Raw genomic sequence first — 15965 nt, 5'->3', positions numbered from 1 at the left:
CTCACCTCTGTGGTCAGTGCTGGCTATTCAGTTCCAAGTTGATTGCGCCAGGCCAGCCAGTGGAGCCTGATCACCTTCTTTGGAAAACGGGGCAAGCATGGAGGCCCAATTGATGTGAAAGTCGCCTTCGTCGGTTTTCAGAACGAGGGTTTGAGTGCTGATGGTGTCGTCTGGCTGAAGTCTCCAACGCGCGGCGTCATGGCGGCTGAGGCAATGTTTGAGTGCCTCGATTTCCCGTGGATGACACAACAGGAGCGCATTCACCTCCGGTACCTGGCTTGCCAGCAATTGCTTGAGCAGCGCTGCCAGGCGTTGTGGCTGCGGCGTCTCGTCAAGCAGGTGCCTGATCGCCTGGTTGACGACCCCTGTGATGTACCGCTCCAGGTTGTCGCTCAATGCTTTTTGCTCGTTTTCCCATCGATGCAGCTGTGCGTTGGCGCGTTGCCAGAACGCCTGGCCCGCCTGCTCCAAAAGCGCCTCGCGGCTGAGTTGTGCGCGGTTGAGCAACGCGCCAGCCTGAGCCTTGGCGCGGGTTAACAGGTGTTCGGCTTGGGTGCAGTCAGCGAGCACCTCTCTGGGAATCAGCCCGTGCGACAGGCTATGGGCGTCGGGCGGCAGCGTGATTTTGCGTCGGCAGAGCATCTTCAGTTGTCCATTGCGTGGGGCGCAGGCACCAAGCGAGTGCTGGCGCGTGTTGTCATGCGCCACACCACGGCTTGCCACAGGGTATCCAGGCGACTCGCATCGCCGGCGTATGGGCGGTGGCTTCTTTCCAGTTCGAGCACACGCGCAAAGCAAAAGCGCAATCGGAGGCGTTGCCAGACGGGAGGCTCAACCCATGCACGCAGCAGCTGCAACGGATCGTCTGCAGGTAACAGTGTTTGCGGGGGCAGGGCCTTGGCAATTCGCTTGCACCATAGGTAATGATCCTCCTGCAAGGCGGTGGTGGTTTGCGGCCTACAAATGCTGTCAAGCAGATCGAGCACGAAATCGAGTTCCGAGGCCGACGCCAAGGCCAGCTTGAGCAGCGTGGGGTGAGGAGCAGGGGGCAGGCCGGGGGCAATCCCTTCGACGGTACAGTTCACTGGGGCGTCGATAAGGCACAGCGCGTTGATTACTGGGTCGCCGAGGGTACGCCAGTCATCGTGTGCCGACCTCCAAGGACGCGCCCACCATTGCGCCCAGCCCAGGTGTTCACTCACGGGTTGGTCGCTTGCGGATTATCTGAGTAGCCGGCCGCCGCTTGGATTGCCCGCTGTCGCCGGTTGCGCAGGAAGAGTAACGCGGCCGTCGTCATCACGATGGCAACCAATGTAAGGGTCATGCTGGCGCGCCAAAAGCCGAGGTCATTTGCGGGTATCAAGAACGGCCCAAAATACGCCAGCTGCCGTTGCTCTTGATAGGCGATTGAAGGCACGAAGACCACCGTGAGCTTTTGCGGGTTATCCACCGCCGTGGACATTCCCGGGATGCTGCTGGCAACCATTCGGCGAACCCGAGAACGGATATTATCGGGGTCTAGCCGCGGATCATGCTTGATGAACACCGAAGCAGAGGCCGGTTGCACCGGTTCTCCCGGCGCGATGCGCTCTGGAAGCACCACATGCACCCGGGCGACGATGACTCCGTCAATGTTCGACAAGGTCGCCTCAAGCTCCTGGGACAGGGCATAGATGTACCGAGCCCGCTCCTCCAGTGGTGTTGAAATGACGCCGTCCTTGCGAAACGTATCGCCCAATGTGGTACGTGCGATCTTGGGCAATCCGACCGCCTCCAACGTACGCACGGCACGACCGATGTCGATGGCATTGACGACCACGACAACACCGTCTTTAGCCGGCACTTTTTGTGCGCGGATATGCTTGTCAGCCAATTCGGCAATGACCTCGTTGGCTTCCTGTTCGGATAATTGGCGGTGAAGTTCGACGCGCTCACTGCAACCGTTCAGCAAGAAGGCGAGCCATAAAAGCAGCAGAGCGGGGAGGAAGGACTTCATGCCCATCTACTGCAAATTGCTGATTTTATCGAGGCCTTGGGCGGTTTTCCCGACACTCTTGACCAGGATGTGAGTCAGCAGCAAGGTGTTGGAAAGGTGGCTGGGGTAGTCCCGCATTGCACGCTCGTTATTTTTTTTACTGAGGGCGCGCAAACTTTTGCCCATGCGTTCTGTTGAGTGGGCGAGCGCGTCTGACGCATCTGCCAGCAGGCTGTTCCGTTCAGCCCGATGCGTGGTGGCAGCCAGGGGGGTTGGCTGTGCCAGGGCTGAGGTGAAGAGATGGATATCGGCAGACGGTGCGGGTGAATATTCAACTGATCTGTGTGCGCTGCCAGTGTCGTCATGCTCTGCGGAAAAAACGGTTTTGATTTGCATGCCAGACCTTTTGCATCAAGGGCTCAGGAGGGCGACGCTGGGTAAGTGTCGCCGGTGTAGAAAACTTCCCCGACTGATTGCCTCGGGGAAGCTGGCCATTCTTAACGGTAGCTGTCAGCAACAGCCTTCAAGCCGACTTGCCACCTGGCGTCTCGAGACAACTCTGCGATCTTTTTGTTGTCTTCTTTAGATCCTTCGGCGGTTTCTTCCAAACTCGGTGCGCCTGCGCCTGCGCCATAACCATTGTTTACCGGATAAGGGGTATAGCCGGTGTTAGAGGGTATCGTCATTGGGTGTTCTCCATGGATGCCTGCAATAAAGATAGTGGGTTTGCCAGTTTGATTCATAATGTTTGAATCGCTGCTGGCACTAACTATGTGGCCGTTGGTGTGGATGGCGTTCCTGAAGTTTTCCGTGCAAATGTTTCGAATTGTTAGTTGATTGCCTGGGGTTTAATCCAACGAAATATGAAGTTGTTTCATTCGGTAGTAAAGCGTGCGTTTGGCCACGCCTAACTCGACTGCCACACGGTCCACATTGTGTTCGTGCCGCAGCAGAGACTCTTCAATCAGCGTCTTTTCAATCTGTTGAAGGCGGCCCTTGAGGCCTATCTCGACCCCTTCATCCGGCATGGCCGGCCCACACAGCGGTGGCAGTCCCAGTACGCAGCGCTTGGCGGCCGAGCGCAATTCACGCACGTTACCCAGCCAGGAATAGTCAAGCAGTTGCAGCAGCAGCGTGCAGGGCGGTGAAGGTGGTGGGCGTTTGAATCGCTCGGCCTCCTGCCTGAGCATGCTCAAGAATAAAGGGATAATGCGTTCACGGCGCTCACGCAGGGGCGCGAGCTGGATGGTGACCACATTCAGGCGGAAATAAAGATCGCGCCTGAACGCCCCTCGCTCGACCATTTTATGCAGCAACTGCTGGGCAGACGCTATAACGCGCATATCCACCGGAATGAAGCGGGTCGAACCCAAGCGCTCAACGCCACGAGCCTCCAGAACTCGCAGCAGCTTGGCCTGGAGCGAGAGCGGCAAGCTGTCGATTTCATCCAGGTACAAGGTGCCCAGGTGCGCGGCTTCGATGAAGCCTGCTCGTGATTGCACGGCGCCGGTGTACGCGCCGCTGTTGACTCCAAACAGTTGACTCTCCGCCAGGGTCTCCGGAATGGCTGCGCAATTGACCGCGACCAGGTTACCCCGTCGCCCTGATAGCCGATGAATGCGTTGTGCCAAGGTATCTTTGCCGGTGCCGGTTTCTCCCAGCAACAGGATGTCAACGTTGAGGGGGGCAGTGCTGCTCAAGACATGTTCAATGTCAGCGTCTTCAATGAGTGAGGTGCTTGTTTCGTTTTCCATGTGGTCAAGCGCCGACATCGGATGATTACTCCATACTCGCTCTTGCTTCACTGTCGAAAAGACAACGTGCAGGCTCTGCACAATAGAGCGAATTTTATAACAGTTATCATCGGTCCTTAGGGTGATTAGTTGCCGAAGTCATGTGGGATAAGTTTGATAGTTTTCGGTCGCTAAACGTATTAAGTAGAGCGGTGCAGGGGAGAGTAGGCCGAGTCTGAAAACCGTTGATATTTAGACTGATCTGTTGTGTCAGAGTATTCGTAAAGTCGTCGCCCACAAAAAAGCCGATGCAGTGCATCGGCTTTTTATAATCGACGTAAACCGCGAGTAGCGATTACACGTTGAAACGGAAGTGCATCACGTCGCCATCTTTAACGATGTATTCCTTGCCTTCCAGGCGCCATTTGCCCGCTTCCTTGGCACCGGCTTCACCCTTGAACTGGATGAAGTCGTTGTAGGCGATCACTTCGGCGCGGATAAAGCCTTTTTCGAAGTCAGTGTGGATCACACCGGCGGCCTGTGGTGCGGTGGCACCGACCTTGACGGTCCAGGCGCGGACTTCTTCAACACCGGCGGTGAAGTAGGTCTGCAGGTTGAGCATCTCGTAGCCGGCGCGGATTACGCGGTTCAGGCCAGGTTCTGTCAGGCCGAGGGCCTCGAGGAACATATCCTTTTCTTCGCCGTCATCCAGTTCGGCGATTTCCGCTTCGATCTTGTTGCACACCGGAACAACGATGGCGCCTTCTTCGTCAGCGATGGCCTTGACCACGTCCAGCAGTGGGTTGTTCTCGAAGCCGTCTTCAGCGACGTTGGCGATGTACATCACAGGCTTGGTGGTCAGCAGGTGGAAGCCCTTGATCACGGCCTTCTCATCGACGCCCATGTTCTTCATCAGGCTGCGTGCCGGCTTGCCTTCGGTGAAGTGAGCGATCAACTGCTCCAGCAGGCCTTTCTGGACCACGGCGTCCTTGTCGCCACCCTTGGCGTTGCGCGCGACTTTCTGCAGTTGCTTCTCGCAGCTGTCGAGGTCGGCGAAGATCAGTTCCAGGTCGATGATTTCGATGTCGCGTTTCGGGTCGACACTGTTGGAGACGTGAATCACGTTCTCGTCTTCAAAGCAGCGGACCACGTGGGCGATGGCATCGGTTTCACGGATGTTGGCCAGGAACTTGTTGCCCAGGCCTTCACCTTTCGACGCGCCGGCAACCAGGCCAGCGATGTCGACGAATTCCATGGTGGTCGGCAGGATGCGTTTTGGATTGACGATGGCCGCCAGGGCGTCCAGGCGTGGATCCGGCATCGGCACGATACCGCTGTTGGGCTCGATGGTGCAGAAGGGGAAGTTCTCCGCCGCAATACCGGACTTGGTCAGGGCGTTGAACAGGGTGGATTTGCCGACGTTGGGCAGGCCGACGATGCCGCAATTGAATCCCATGGTGTTTCCCCTCGGTAAGAGTCAGGCCTTCTGGCTGTGCAGGTTTTTCATCGCGCGGTTCCATTCACCGGCGAAGATATCCGGCAGCACGCCGAGGGCAAAGTCGATGCTGGCATCGAGTTTTTCCTGTTCGGCGCGTGGCGCACGACCCAGGACGAAATTTGAAACCATACTGGCAACGCCTGGGTGGCCAATGCCGAGCCGCAGACGGTAGAAATTATTCTGATTGCCCAACTGCGCAATGATGTCGCGCAGGCCGTTGTGCCCGCCATGCCCGCCGCCCAGCTTGAGCTTGGCAACACCGGGTGGCAGGTCCAGTTCGTCATGGGCCACCAGGATTTCCTCGGGTTTGATCCGGAAGAAGCCCGCAAGTGCCGCGACAGCCTGGCCGCTGCGGTTCATGTAGGTGGTGGGAATCAGCAGACGAACATCCTGACCCAGGTGCGAAAAGCGCCCGGTCAGGCCAAAATATTTGCGATCGGCCACCAGGTTCACACCTTGGGCGTGGGCGATGCGCTCAACAAAAAGGGCCCCCGCGTTATGCCGGGTCTGTTCGTATTCGGCGCCTGGATTTCCCAGGCCAACGATCAGTTTAATGGCAGTCACGACAGGGGCCCTTCCTTTGGAGTTGTGGATAACATCGCCGCAACCGGTGTGCGGCGAAAGTGGACGACAGAAGCTATTTACTCAAGAGTAAACGCCGCGTTATCGCCCGCTTTCTCGCTACGTTCCGGTCCGCGATGTTTCCTCAAGCTCCGGCAATACAGAGTGAATTACTCTGCAGCGCCTTCTTCAGCTTCTGGAGCAACGCGTGGAGCGTGAACGTTGGCAACAGCTTTGTCATCACCGTGAGCCAGTGCGACAAACTCAACGCCTTTAGGGGCTTTGAGGTCGGACAGGTGAACGATAGCGCCGATTTCCAGAGCCGACAGGTCGACTTCGATGAACTCAGGCAGGTCTTTCGGCAGGCAGGTCACTTCGATTTCGTTCAGGACGTGCGAGATCTCGCCGCCTTTCTTGACCGGAGCGTCTTCACCAACAAAGTGCACAGGCACGATGGCGGTCAGTTTCTGGCCAGCTACAACGCGAACGAAGTCAGCGTGCATGATGAACTGCTTGGACGGGTGACGCTGCATCGCTTTAACGATGACGTTCTGCTTGGCGCCGTCGACGTTCAGCTCGATAACGTGGCTGTAGGCAGCTTCGTTTTCGAACAGCTTGGCGATTTCCTTGGCCAGGATGGTCACGGATTCAGCAGGCTTGTTACCACCGTATACAACGGCTGGGATGTTGGCGGCGTGACGCAGGCGGCGGCTCGCACCTTTCCCCAGGTCAGTACGCGCTTGAGCGTTCAGAGTAAAGTCAGTCATTTTGTATCTCCAAAATAGCCATCATCGAGGGGCGTTTGCGACCAGCGCCGTACTCGACATGGGCAAAAAAGCCCCGCCCCAACAGAATGTCGGGGCGGGGCGCTTTTCGTCAGTGAGATGTGCCGAAGGTTTGACCCTTAGCGGAACATCGCGCTGATCGATTCTTCATTGCTGATGCGGCGGACCGCCTCGGCAACGACCGGTGCGATATCCAGTTGACGGATACGTGCACAGGCTTGAGCGGCGGCGGACAACGGGATGGTGTTCGTCACCACCAGTTCGTCCAACACGGAATTCTCGATGTTCTCGATCGCTCGGCCCGACAGCACAGGGTGTGTGCAGTAGGCGAAGACTTTAGCCGCACCGTGCTCTTTCAAGGCTTTCGCCGCGTGGCACAGGGTGCCGGCGGTGTCGACCATGTCATCAACCAGAATACAGGTACGCCCTTCGACATCACCGATGATATGCATCACTTCAGAGTGATTGGCTTTCTCACGGCGTTTGTCGATGATCCCGAGGTCCACGCCCAGGGATTTGGCAACAGCCCGTGCACGCACGACGCCACCAATGTCCGGGGACACGATCATCAGGTTTTCAAAGCGCTGGTCTTCGATGTCATCCACCAATACGGGGGAGCCGTAGATGTTATCTACCGGAATATCGAAGAACCCCTGGATTTGGTCAGCGTGCAGGTCAACCGTGAGAACACGGTCGATACCTACCACGGTCAGCATGTCAGCGACGACTTTCGCGCTGATAGCCACACGTGCGGAACGCGGACGGCGATCCTGACGGGCATAACCAAAGTAAGGGATTACAGCTGTGATTCGAGTCGCTGAGGAGCGGCGGAAGGCATCAGCCATCACGACGAGTTCCATCAGGTTATCGTTGGTCGGAGCGCAAGTCGGCTGAATAATGAAGACGTCTTTACCGCGAACGTTTTCATTGATCTCGGCTGTAATTTCGCCGTCGGAGAACTTACCGACAGAGATGTCACCGAGAGGGATATGCAGCTGACGTACAACACGCCGAGCCAGATCGGGGTTAGCATTCCCCGTAAAGACCATCATCTTGGACACGCGCAGTACCTAGAGGCTGAGGGTAACCTGGATGAGTATAGAAAATGGCAGGGGCGGCTGGATTCGAACCAACGCATGGCAGGATCAAAACCTGCTGCCTTACCGCTTGGCGACGCCCCTGTATCTGTTGCAACGAGTGCCTAACACTCGGTTCCTTTAGAGCAGACTTTGCAGCTTGCGATGCAACATCGAAACGTTGCTTCCCTTTGCTACAAACCCTGTAAGGGTCTCTGTAAGAAGGGCCGAGACTTTATCAGCTTCAGCTTTGCTTGGGAAGCCCCCAAACACACAACTTCCAGTTCCGGTTAATTTTGCTTCGGTAAATTTACCTAGCAAATTCAAAGCGTTACGTACCTCTGGATAACGCCTTGCTACAACCGGTAAGCAGTCATTTCGACTGTTTCCCTTGGGAACGGGGCGCACTTTAATGGGAGAAGAGTTACGTGTCAACAACGGATCTGAAAAAATTTCTGCTGTACTTACAGATACTTGCGGCACAAGCACGACATACCAAGGCTCTTCGGGGTATTCCGGGCTGAGTTTCTCCCCCACGCCCTCGGCGAAAGCCGCGTGGCCACGCACGAAAACCGGGACGTCGGCGCCCAGTGTCAGGCCCAGCGCGGCCAGGCGATCATCGTCCCAACCCAGTTGCCACAAGTGATTGAGACCCAGCAAAGTGGTCGCGGCATTCGAGCTGCCGCCACCGATTCCACCGCCCATGGGCAAAATTTTATCGATCCAGATATCGATGCCTAGTCCGCATCCGGATTGTTCCTGAAGTTTTTTCGCCGCCTTCACGATGAGGTTGCTGTCGTGAGGCACACCTTCGAATTCGGTATGCAGCTTGATCACGCCATCGTCGCGCACGGCGAAAGTCAGTTCATCGCCGTAGTCGAGGAATTGAAACAGCGTCTGCAGCTCGTGGTAACCGTCTTCACGGCGACCGAGGATGTGCAGCATCAGATTGAGTTTTGCCGGGGAGGGCAGGGTCAGTGTTTGTACAGTCACGTTATTGCCCCAGTTTGCGCGGTTGCCAGTCCTTGATCACCAGCGTGACGTCAAGGTCGGGACCGTGCAGCTTGATGCGTTCAGGCAGCGAATAACCGCTTTGCTCTACGTAGCTCAAATACTCCACCTGCCAGCCGTCCTGTTCCAACGTGGCCAGGCGGCTGTCACCGTTGAGGCTCAGGCGACTCTTGCTGTCAGGCGCGGGCAGGCCGCGTACCCACCAGACCAGATGAGACACCGGCAGCTTCCAGCCAATCTGTTGTTCCAGCAACGTTTCCGGCGAAGTCGCTTCATAACGGCCCTGATTGGCCACTTCAAGACTGACTTGCCCCGGTCGACCGGTCAGACGTGCCGCGCCACGGCCCAGCGGACCGGACAGGCGAATATCGTAGTAGTCCTGGCGTTGCAGCCAGAACAAGGTGCCGCTGCCGGAATCCTTCGGCGCGCGAACCCCCACTTTGCCTTCGATTTGCCAGCCGTCGATGCTGCTGAGCTGATCCTTGTGCTGCTTCCATTGCGCCGGGTTGCCCTGGCCTTCAACGGATTCGCGGCTACCTATGCCCGCGCAACCGGCGAGCAGGGCGATGAAACTGAAAACAACAATGTGGCGCAAGAACATAAGCTTAAAGGGTCTCGGATCCGGTCAGGCGCTTGATGGTGCCGCGCAGGATGGGGCTTTCGGGTTGTTCCTTGAGGAATTTTTCCCAGACTTGTCGTGCTTCACGCTGTTTGCCGTTGGCCCATAGCACTTCGCCCAGGTGAGCAGCGACTTCCTGGTCGGGGAAGCGTTCCAGAGCCTGGCGCAGCAAGCGTTCGGCTTCGTCCAGGTTGCCCAGGCGGTAATTCACCCAGCCCAGGCTGTCGAGTACGGCCGGGTCTTCCGGGTTGAGCTTGTGGGCTTGTTCGATCAACACCTTGGCTTCGGCGTAACGCGTGGTGCGGTCGGACAGCGTGTAACCCAAGGCGTTGAGGGCCATGGCGTTGTCTGGGTCGCGCTTGATGATCAGGCGCAGGTCTTTTTCCATCTGGGCCAGGTCATTGCGTTTTTCCGCCTGCATGGCGCGGGTATACAGCAGGTTCAAATCGTCGGGGAATTGCAACAAGGCTTGTTGCAGCAGTTTCCAGGCACGTTCACCCTGATTGTTGGCCGACAAAGTCTCAGCCTGGATCAGGTACAGCTGGATCGCATAGTCCGGCTCGGCATCGCGCGCCGCAGCCAGGCGTTTTTCCGCCTCGTCGGTGCGACCGTTGCTCATCAGGATATCGGCCTGGCGCAACTGGGCGGGCAGGTAATCATTGCCTGGGCCGACCTGGGCGTATTCGAGCAGGGCGGCCTGCGGGTCGTTGCGCTCCTCGGCGATACGGCCAAGGTTCAGGTGCGCCGAATCCACATGGCTTTCGCGCTGGATCAGCTCTTCCAGGTAACCCTTGGCCTCGTCCCAGGCCTTGGCTTCCAGGCACACCAGTGCCAGGGAGTAGCGCAATTCGTCATCGTCCGGGTATTGCTGGACCAGGCTGGCGAACTGCACTTTGGCGTCCTCCATGCGGTCCTGCTCGACCAACATGCGCGCGTAGGTCAGGCGCAGGCGCTTGTCTTCCGGATACTTCTTGATGCTTTTTTCCAGCAGCGGAATCGCTTCCTTGCCGCGATTGAGATTCTGCAGCAGGCGCGCACGCAGCAGGATAGGCGCGATTTCGCCTTCTTCCGGCGGATTCTGCTCGAGCAGCTTCAGCGCTGCGTCAGCTTCGTCATCCTGTTGCAGCAGCAAGGCCTTGCCAAAAATCAGCTGGCTGTTCTTCGGGTGTTTTTGCAGCAGGCGGTCGAAGCTCTTCATCAAACCGTTGCGCGTGTCCTGGTCAGTGTCGGCCGCCGACAACGCGAGAAAGTCGAAATGGGTGTCGCCCTTGCCCTGCAGGACCTTCTCCATATAGACCATGGAGTCGTCATAGCGCCCGGCGCGTGCCAGTTGAACGGCCGCCGCGCGTTGTGCTTCCAGGTCGTCCGGTGCGTTCTTCGCCCAGATCAGCGAGGTATCCAGCGCAGCCTGGTCGGCGCCCAGGTACTCGGCGATGCGGAACGCGCGCTCGGAAATCCCCGGATCCTGGGTGTTGATGGCCTGGGTCACGTAGTTGTCCAGTGCAATGTCGAAACGATTGCGCTGGCCGGCGAGTTCCGCGGTCAGCAGGCTGTACACCGTTTCTTCACTGAACGAGGAATAAACCTTGGGCTTTTCAGGGGCAGGGGTGCTGTCTTCCACCGGCGGCGTACCGTCCGGCGACACGGGTGCCATGGCCTGGCAGCCGCTGAGGAAGACAAAAGCAAGGAGCAACGCGGAAGATCTATTCATATAGGAAGAGGACGACTAACCTGCGGTCGGATCATCATGACACAAGCCTTCGGCCAAACATAACCGAGTCTCAGTGGGTGCCTTTATAGACACAAGGCATTAGGACAATAGCTTACGGTGGTTGTTCTGAATCTTTCGAAGTAGGACAATTGTCGGCTTCCCGACATCATCAGCGATATTGAATGGCCTTCCTCGCACTCGGTATTAACCACAAGACTGCCTCCGTAGACGTGCGCGAGCGCGTGGCGTTTACGCCAGAGCAGTTGGTTGAGGCCCTGCAGCAGCTCTGCCGGCTCACCGACAGTCGCGAAGCTGCGATCCTTTCGACCTGCAATCGCAGCGAGCTTTATATAGAGCAGGAACATCTTTCAGCGGATGTGGTACTGCGCTGGCTGGCCGATTACCACCATTTAAGCCTCGACGACCTGCGCGCGAGCGCTTATGTGCACGAAGAGGATGCGGCAGTTCGTCACATGATGCGTGTGGCATCCGGTCTCGATTCGCTGGTGTTGGGCGAACCGCAGATCCTCGGCCAGATGAAATCCGCCTACGCCGTGGCGCGTGAGGCTGGCACCGTCGGCCCGCTGCTGGGCCGGCTGTTCCAGGCGACGTTCAATTCCGCCAAGCAAGTGCGCACCGATACGGCCATCGGTGAAAACCCGGTGTCCGTGGCGTTTGCTGCCGTCAGCCTGGCCAAACAGATTTTCAGTGACTTGCAGCGCAGCCAGGCCCTGCTGATCGGCGCTGGTGAGACCATCACCCTGGTCGCCCGTCACCTGCACGATCTGGGCGTGAAGCGCATTGTTGTCGCCAACCGCACCCTGGAGCGTGCGAGCATTCTTGCCGAGCAGTTCGGCGCGCATGCCGTGTTGCTGGCGGATATCCCGGCCGAGCTGGTGCGCAGCGATATCGTCATCAGCTCCACCGCCAGCCAGTTGCCGATTCTTGGCAAGGGCGCGGTCGAGAGCGCGTTGAAGCTGCGCAAGCACAAACCGATCTTTATGGTGGATATCGCCGTTCCTCGGGATATCGAACCCGAAGTCGGCGAGTTGGACGACGTTTACCTCTATAGCGTCGACGATCTGCACGAAGTGGTCGCCGAAAACCTCAAGAGCCGTCAGGGCGCCGCCCAGGCTGCTGAAGAGATGGTCAGCACGGGCGCCGAAGAATTCATGGTGCGCCTGCGTGAATTGGCGGCGGTGGATGTGCTCAAGGCGTATCGTCAGCAGGGCGAACGCCTGCGCGACGAGGAGTTGATCAAGGCCCAGCGCTTGCTGGCCAACGGCAGCAGCGCCGAAGAAGTGCTGATGCAACTGGCGCGCGGTCTTACCAACAAGCTGCTCCACGCGCCCAGCGTACAATTAAAAAAGCTTACCGCCGAAGGCCGCCTCGATGCGCTGGCCATGGCCCAGGAACTCTTTGCCCTCGGTGAGGGCGCGTCAGATAGCTCTTCGGATAAAAAACCGCAATGAAAGCGTCACTGCTCAATAAACTGGACGTGCTCCAGGACCGTTTCGAAGAACTGACCGCCCTGCTCGGCGATGGCGAAGTCATCTCTGATCAGGCCAAATTCCGTACGTATTCCAAGGAATACGCGGAAGTTGAGCCGATTGTGACCACCTATGGGCAGTGGCTTAAAACCCAGGCCGACCTCGAAGGCGCCCAGGCACTGCTCAAGGATAGCGACCCGGACATGCGTGAAATGGCCGTGGAAGAAGTCCGTGAAGCCAAGGAAAAGCTGGCTGCGCTGGAAGGCGACCTGCAACGCATGCTGCTGCCGAAGGACCCGAACGACGGGCGCAACGTATTCCTCGAAATCCGTGCCGGCACTGGCGGCGACGAAGCAGCGATCTTCTCCGGCGACCTGTTCCGCATGTATTCGCGGTATGCCGAGCGCCGCGGCTGGCGGGTAGAAATCCTGTCCGAGAACGAAGGCGAGCACGGCGGCTATAAAGAAGTCATCGCGCGGGTTGAAGGCGATAACGTCTACGGCAAGCTCAAGTTCGAGTCCGGCGCACACCGCGTACAACGCGTGCCGGCGACCGAGTCCCAGGGCCGAATCCACACGTCCGCTTGCACCGTGGCCGTGCTGCCCGAGCCGGACGAGCAGGAAGCCATCGAGATCAACCCAGCCGACTTGCGCGTCGACACCTACCGCTCGTCGGGCGCTGGCGGTCAGCACGTCAACAAGACCGACTCCGCCATCCGCATCACTCACTTGCCGTCGGGCATCGTGGTGGAATGCCAGGAAGAGCGCTCCCAGCACAAGAACCGTGCGCGGGCCATGTCCTGGCTGTCGGCCAAGCTCAACGACCAGCAGACCAGCGCCGCCGCCAACGCGATTGCCAGCGAGCGCAAGCTGTTGGTGGGCTCGGGCGACCGCTCCGAGCGCATCCGCACCTACAACTTTGCCCAGGGCCGGGTCACCGACCACCGGGTCAACCTCACGCTTTACTCCCTGGACGAGATTCTCGCCGGTGGCGTAGACGCCGTGATCGAGCCATTGCTCGCCGAATACCAGGCGGATCAACTCGCGGCGATAGGTGAATAAATGACCATCATCGCCAGCCTGCTGCGCGCCGCTGACCTTCCGGATTCGCCCACTGCGCGTCTGGATGCCGAATTGTTGTTGGCGGCGGCTCTGGGCAAGTCGCGCAGCTACTTGCACACCTGGCCCGAGAAAATCGTCACCAGTGAAGACGCGCTGACTTTTGCCGGCTACCTGCAACGTCGTCGTGGCGGTGAGCCGGTGGCGTATATCCTCGGCCAGCAAGGTTTCTGGAAGCTGGACCTGGAGGTCGCGCCCCACACGCTGATCCCGCGTCCGGACTCTGAATTGCTGGTGGAAGCGGCCCTGGAATTGTTACCGGCCACGCCCGCCAAGGTCCTCGACCTGGGCACCGGCAGCGGTGCCATCGCCTTGGCCCTGGCCAGCGAGCGCCCTGCCTGGCAAGTCACCGCCGTCGACCGAGTGTTGGAAGCGGTGGCACTGGCCGAGCGCAATCGCCAGCGCCTGCACCTTGACAACGCAATGGTGCTGAACAGCCATTGGTTCAGTGCACTGCAAGGTCATACCTATGATCTGATCATCAGCAACCCGCCTTACATTGCCGCCAATGATCCGCACCTGGTGGCGGGCGATGTGCGTTTTGAGCCGGCTAGCGCATTGGTGGCTGGCCATGACGGGTTGGACGACCTGCGGTTGATCATCAAAGAAGCCCCCGCCCACCTGAATGCCGGCGGGCGACTGCTGCTGGAGCACGGTTACGACCAGGCGCCGGCCGTGCGCGACCTGCTGTTGAGGGAAGGCTTTGAAGAGGTTCACAGCCGCATCGACCTCGGCGGCCACGAGCGCATCACCCTGGGACGCCGGCCGTGCTGACCGATCAGGAGCTGTTGCGCTATAGCCGACAGATTCTGTTGCAACATGTCGACATTGACGGCCAATTGCGCCTGAAAAACGGCCGTGCCTTGATCGTCGGTCTCGGTGGCCTGGGCGCGCCCGTTGCGCTGTACCTGGCGGCGGCGGGCGTGGGCGAACTGCATCTGGCGGACTTCGACACCGTCGACCTGACCAACCTGCAACGCCAGATCATCCATGACACCGACAGCGTCGGGCAGACCAAAGTCGATTCGGCCCTGCGCCGCCTGACGGCCATCAACCCCGAAATCACGTTGATTGCCCATCGCACCGCGCTGGATGCCGATTCACTGGCAGCAGCGGTCGAAGCGGTGGACGTGGTGCTCGATTGCAGCGACAACTTCTCCACCCGCGAAGCGGTCAACGCGGCTTGCGTCGCGGCGGGCAAACCTTTGATCAGCGGTGCCGCCATTCGCCTTGAAGGGCAACTGTCGGTGTTCGACCCGCGCCGCGAAGAGAGCCCGTGCTACCACTGTTTATACGGGCACGGCAGCGATACCGAACTGACCTGCAGTGAAGCCGGCGTGGTCGGCCCGCTGGTGGGGCTGGTCGGTAGCCTGCAAGCGTTGGAAGCCTTGAAACTGCTGGCTGGTTTCGGTGAGCCTCTGGTGGGCCGTTTGTTGCTGATCGATGCCTTGACCACGCGCTTTCGCGAGTTGCGCGTCAAACGTGACCCCGGTTGCAGCGTGTGCGGGACGCAACATGGATAAGGGCGCGCCGATCGGTGTGTTCGACTCCGGTATCGGCGGATTGACCGTGCTGGAGGAAATCCAGCAACTGCTGCCCCACGAATCACTGCTGTACGTGGCCGATTGCGGGCACATCCCTTACGGCGAGAAAAGCCCGGCGTTTATCCTCGAGCGTTCGCGGCGGGTGGCAGCGTTTTTCCGGGAGCAGGGCGCCAAGGCGTTCGTGATTGCCTGTAATACCGCCACCGTCGCCGCTGTCGCCGACCTGCGCCTGGATTTTCCCGACTGGCCGCTGGTGGGCATGGAGCCCGCCGTCAAGCCCGCAGCCGCTGCTACTCGCAGTGGCGTCGTCGGGGTGCTTGCCACCACCGGCACGCTGCAAAGCGCCAAGTTTGCCGCCTTGCTCGACCGTTTCGCCACCGATGTGAAGGTCATCACCCAGCCTTGCCCAGGCCTGGTCGAGTTGATTGAAAGCGGTGACCTGAGCAGCCCAGGCCTGCGCCAGATGTTGCAGGGTTACATCGAACCACTGCTCAGCGCCGGCTGCGACACCATCATCCTCGGTTGCACCCACTATCCCTTCCTCAAGCCACTCCTGGCGCAGATGCTGCCCCCCAGCATCATTCTCATCGACACCGGTGCCGCCGTGGCCCGCCAGCTCAAGCGTTTGCTGGGCGAGCGCGAGTTGCTGGCCGACGGTAATCCAGAACCTGCGCAGTTCTGGACCAGCGGCGATATGTATCACTTAAGAAATATCCTACCGACACTATGGAAATATCCGGGCGATGTGCGAAGCTTCGCTTCGTGAAAAATTCGTGAAATATCGGCGTTATAAGCTGGAACTTCTGACTACACGCCAGCTTCTATAGCGAGATTGCCTGTAAAA

At 58.8% G+C, this 15965-nt stretch carries 18 protein-coding genes and 1 tRNA gene; 5 read left to right on the top strand and 14 right to left on the bottom strand.

The features are described 5' to 3' along the window. Nucleotides 1–27: 27 nt before the first annotated feature. The 14 genes from sctL to EJ576_RS12815 all read right to left on the bottom strand — a co-directional run bounded on the left by sctL (nt 28) and on the right by EJ576_RS12815 (nt 10969). Nucleotides 28–708: a type III secretion system stator protein SctL gene (gene sctL / locus EJ576_RS12880; protein ID WP_305956015.1), complete on the bottom strand. Its 681-nt coding sequence runs from the start codon at nt 706–708 to the stop codon at nt 28–30. Further along, nucleotides 645–1202 (bottom strand): type III secretion protein, encoded by a 558-nt coding sequence (locus EJ576_RS12875; protein WP_126570467.1) that lies wholly within the window; start codon nt 1200–1202, stop codon nt 645–647. The genes sctL and EJ576_RS12875 overlap by 64 nt, the downstream gene beginning before the upstream one ends. After that, a complete protein-coding gene (gene sctJ / locus EJ576_RS12870; RefSeq protein WP_123478322.1) occupies nt 1199–1996 on the bottom strand; it encodes a type III secretion system inner membrane ring lipoprotein SctJ in 798 nt (265 codons plus the stop codon). Before sctJ ends, EJ576_RS12875 begins: the two co-directional genes overlap by 4 nt. A 6-nt stretch (nt 1997–2002) precedes the next feature. Beyond that, nucleotides 2003–2371 carry a hypothetical protein gene (locus EJ576_RS30010; protein WP_256656601.1) on the bottom strand — a complete coding sequence of 123 codons (369 nt, stop codon included), beginning with the start codon at nt 2369–2371 and terminating at the stop codon, nt 2003–2005. A 101-nt stretch (nt 2372–2472) separates the two neighbouring features. Continuing rightward, nucleotides 2473–2661: a hypothetical protein gene (locus EJ576_RS12860; protein ID WP_126570466.1), complete on the bottom strand. Its 189-nt coding sequence runs from the start codon at nt 2659–2661 to the stop codon at nt 2473–2475. A 162-nt stretch (nt 2662–2823) separates the two neighbouring features. Beyond that, the gene (locus tag EJ576_RS12855; protein ID WP_126570465.1) at nt 2824–3747 is read right to left on the bottom strand and encodes a sigma 54-interacting transcriptional regulator; all 924 of its coding nucleotides are present in this window, start codon (nt 3745–3747) and stop codon (nt 2824–2826) included. 316 nt (nt 3748–4063) lie between these two features. Continuing rightward, on the bottom strand, nt 4064–5164 hold the full coding sequence (ychF, locus tag EJ576_RS12850) for a redox-regulated ATPase YchF (protein WP_122723659.1): 1101 nt from the start codon (nt 5162–5164) through the stop codon (nt 4064–4066). 21 nt (nt 5165–5185) lie between these two features. Beyond that, the gene (gene pth, locus EJ576_RS12845) at nt 5186–5770 is read right to left on the bottom strand and encodes an aminoacyl-tRNA hydrolase (protein WP_028618746.1); all 585 of its coding nucleotides are present in this window, start codon (nt 5768–5770) and stop codon (nt 5186–5188) included. Between the two features lie 167 nt (nt 5771–5937). After that, nucleotides 5938–6534 carry a 50S ribosomal protein L25/general stress protein Ctc gene (locus EJ576_RS12840; RefSeq protein WP_033896953.1) on the bottom strand — a complete coding sequence of 199 codons (597 nt, stop codon included), beginning with the start codon at nt 6532–6534 and terminating at the stop codon, nt 5938–5940. 137 nt (nt 6535–6671) lie between these two features. Then, nucleotides 6672–7613, bottom strand: coding sequence for a ribose-phosphate pyrophosphokinase (locus EJ576_RS12835; protein ID WP_003171603.1), 942 nt, complete (start codon nt 7611–7613; stop codon nt 6672–6674). Nucleotides 7614–7658: 45 nt separating this feature from the next. Further along, nucleotides 7659–7733: transfer RNA gene (locus tag EJ576_RS12830), tRNA-Gln, on the bottom strand. 36 nt (nt 7734–7769) lie between these two features. Then, complete coding sequence (gene ispE / locus EJ576_RS12825) at nt 7770–8573, bottom strand: 4-(cytidine 5'-diphospho)-2-C-methyl-D-erythritol kinase (protein ID WP_218169695.1); 804 nt, start codon at nt 8571–8573, stop codon at nt 7770–7772. Between the two features lie 49 nt (nt 8574–8622). Beyond that, nucleotides 8623–9240: a lipoprotein insertase outer membrane protein LolB gene (gene lolB / locus EJ576_RS12820; RefSeq protein WP_122723661.1), complete on the bottom strand. Its 618-nt coding sequence runs from the start codon at nt 9238–9240 to the stop codon at nt 8623–8625. Between the two features lie 4 nt (nt 9241–9244). After that, nucleotides 9245–10969, bottom strand: a complete 1725-nt coding sequence (locus tag EJ576_RS12815; RefSeq protein ID WP_028618750.1) for a tetratricopeptide repeat protein — start codon at nt 10967–10969, stop codon at nt 9245–9247. A gap of 182 nt (nt 10970–11151) precedes the next feature. Here EJ576_RS12815 and hemA point away from each other — a divergent pair, with 182 nt between their 5' ends. Genes hemA through murI form a run of 5 tightly spaced genes read left to right on the top strand, consistent with a single transcriptional unit; the run spans nt 11152 to nt 15887 of the window. Continuing rightward, nucleotides 11152–12441, top strand: coding sequence for a glutamyl-tRNA reductase (hemA, locus tag EJ576_RS12810; RefSeq protein ID WP_123478056.1), 1290 nt, complete (start codon nt 11152–11154; stop codon nt 12439–12441). Then, on the top strand, nt 12438–13520 hold the full coding sequence (gene prfA, locus EJ576_RS12805; RefSeq protein WP_095014625.1) for a peptide chain release factor 1: 1083 nt from the start codon (nt 12438–12440) through the stop codon (nt 13518–13520). Before hemA ends, prfA begins: the two co-directional genes overlap by 4 nt. Continuing rightward, nucleotides 13521–14351: a peptide chain release factor N(5)-glutamine methyltransferase gene (gene prmC / locus EJ576_RS12800; RefSeq protein WP_126570464.1), complete on the top strand. Its 831-nt coding sequence runs from the start codon at nt 13521–13523 to the stop codon at nt 14349–14351. Continuing rightward, nucleotides 14345–15100: a molybdopterin-synthase adenylyltransferase MoeB gene (locus EJ576_RS12795; RefSeq protein ID WP_122723664.1), complete on the top strand. Its 756-nt coding sequence runs from the start codon at nt 14345–14347 to the stop codon at nt 15098–15100. The genes prmC and EJ576_RS12795 overlap by 7 nt, the downstream gene beginning before the upstream one ends. After that, nucleotides 15093–15887 (top strand): glutamate racemase, encoded by a 795-nt coding sequence (gene murI, locus EJ576_RS12790; protein WP_126570463.1) that lies wholly within the window; start codon nt 15093–15095, stop codon nt 15885–15887. The genes EJ576_RS12795 and murI overlap by 8 nt, the downstream gene beginning before the upstream one ends. Nucleotides 15888–15965 lie beyond the last annotated feature (78 nt).

The sequence above is a fragment of the Pseudomonas sp. C 49-2 genome, from assembly GCF_003970195.1.
Lineage (GTDB): Bacteria > Pseudomonadota > Gammaproteobacteria > Pseudomonadales > Pseudomonadaceae > Aquipseudomonas > Aquipseudomonas canadensis.
The sequence above is the reverse complement of the archived record's forward strand: the minus strand, read 5'-3'. Positions and strand labels throughout refer to the sequence as shown.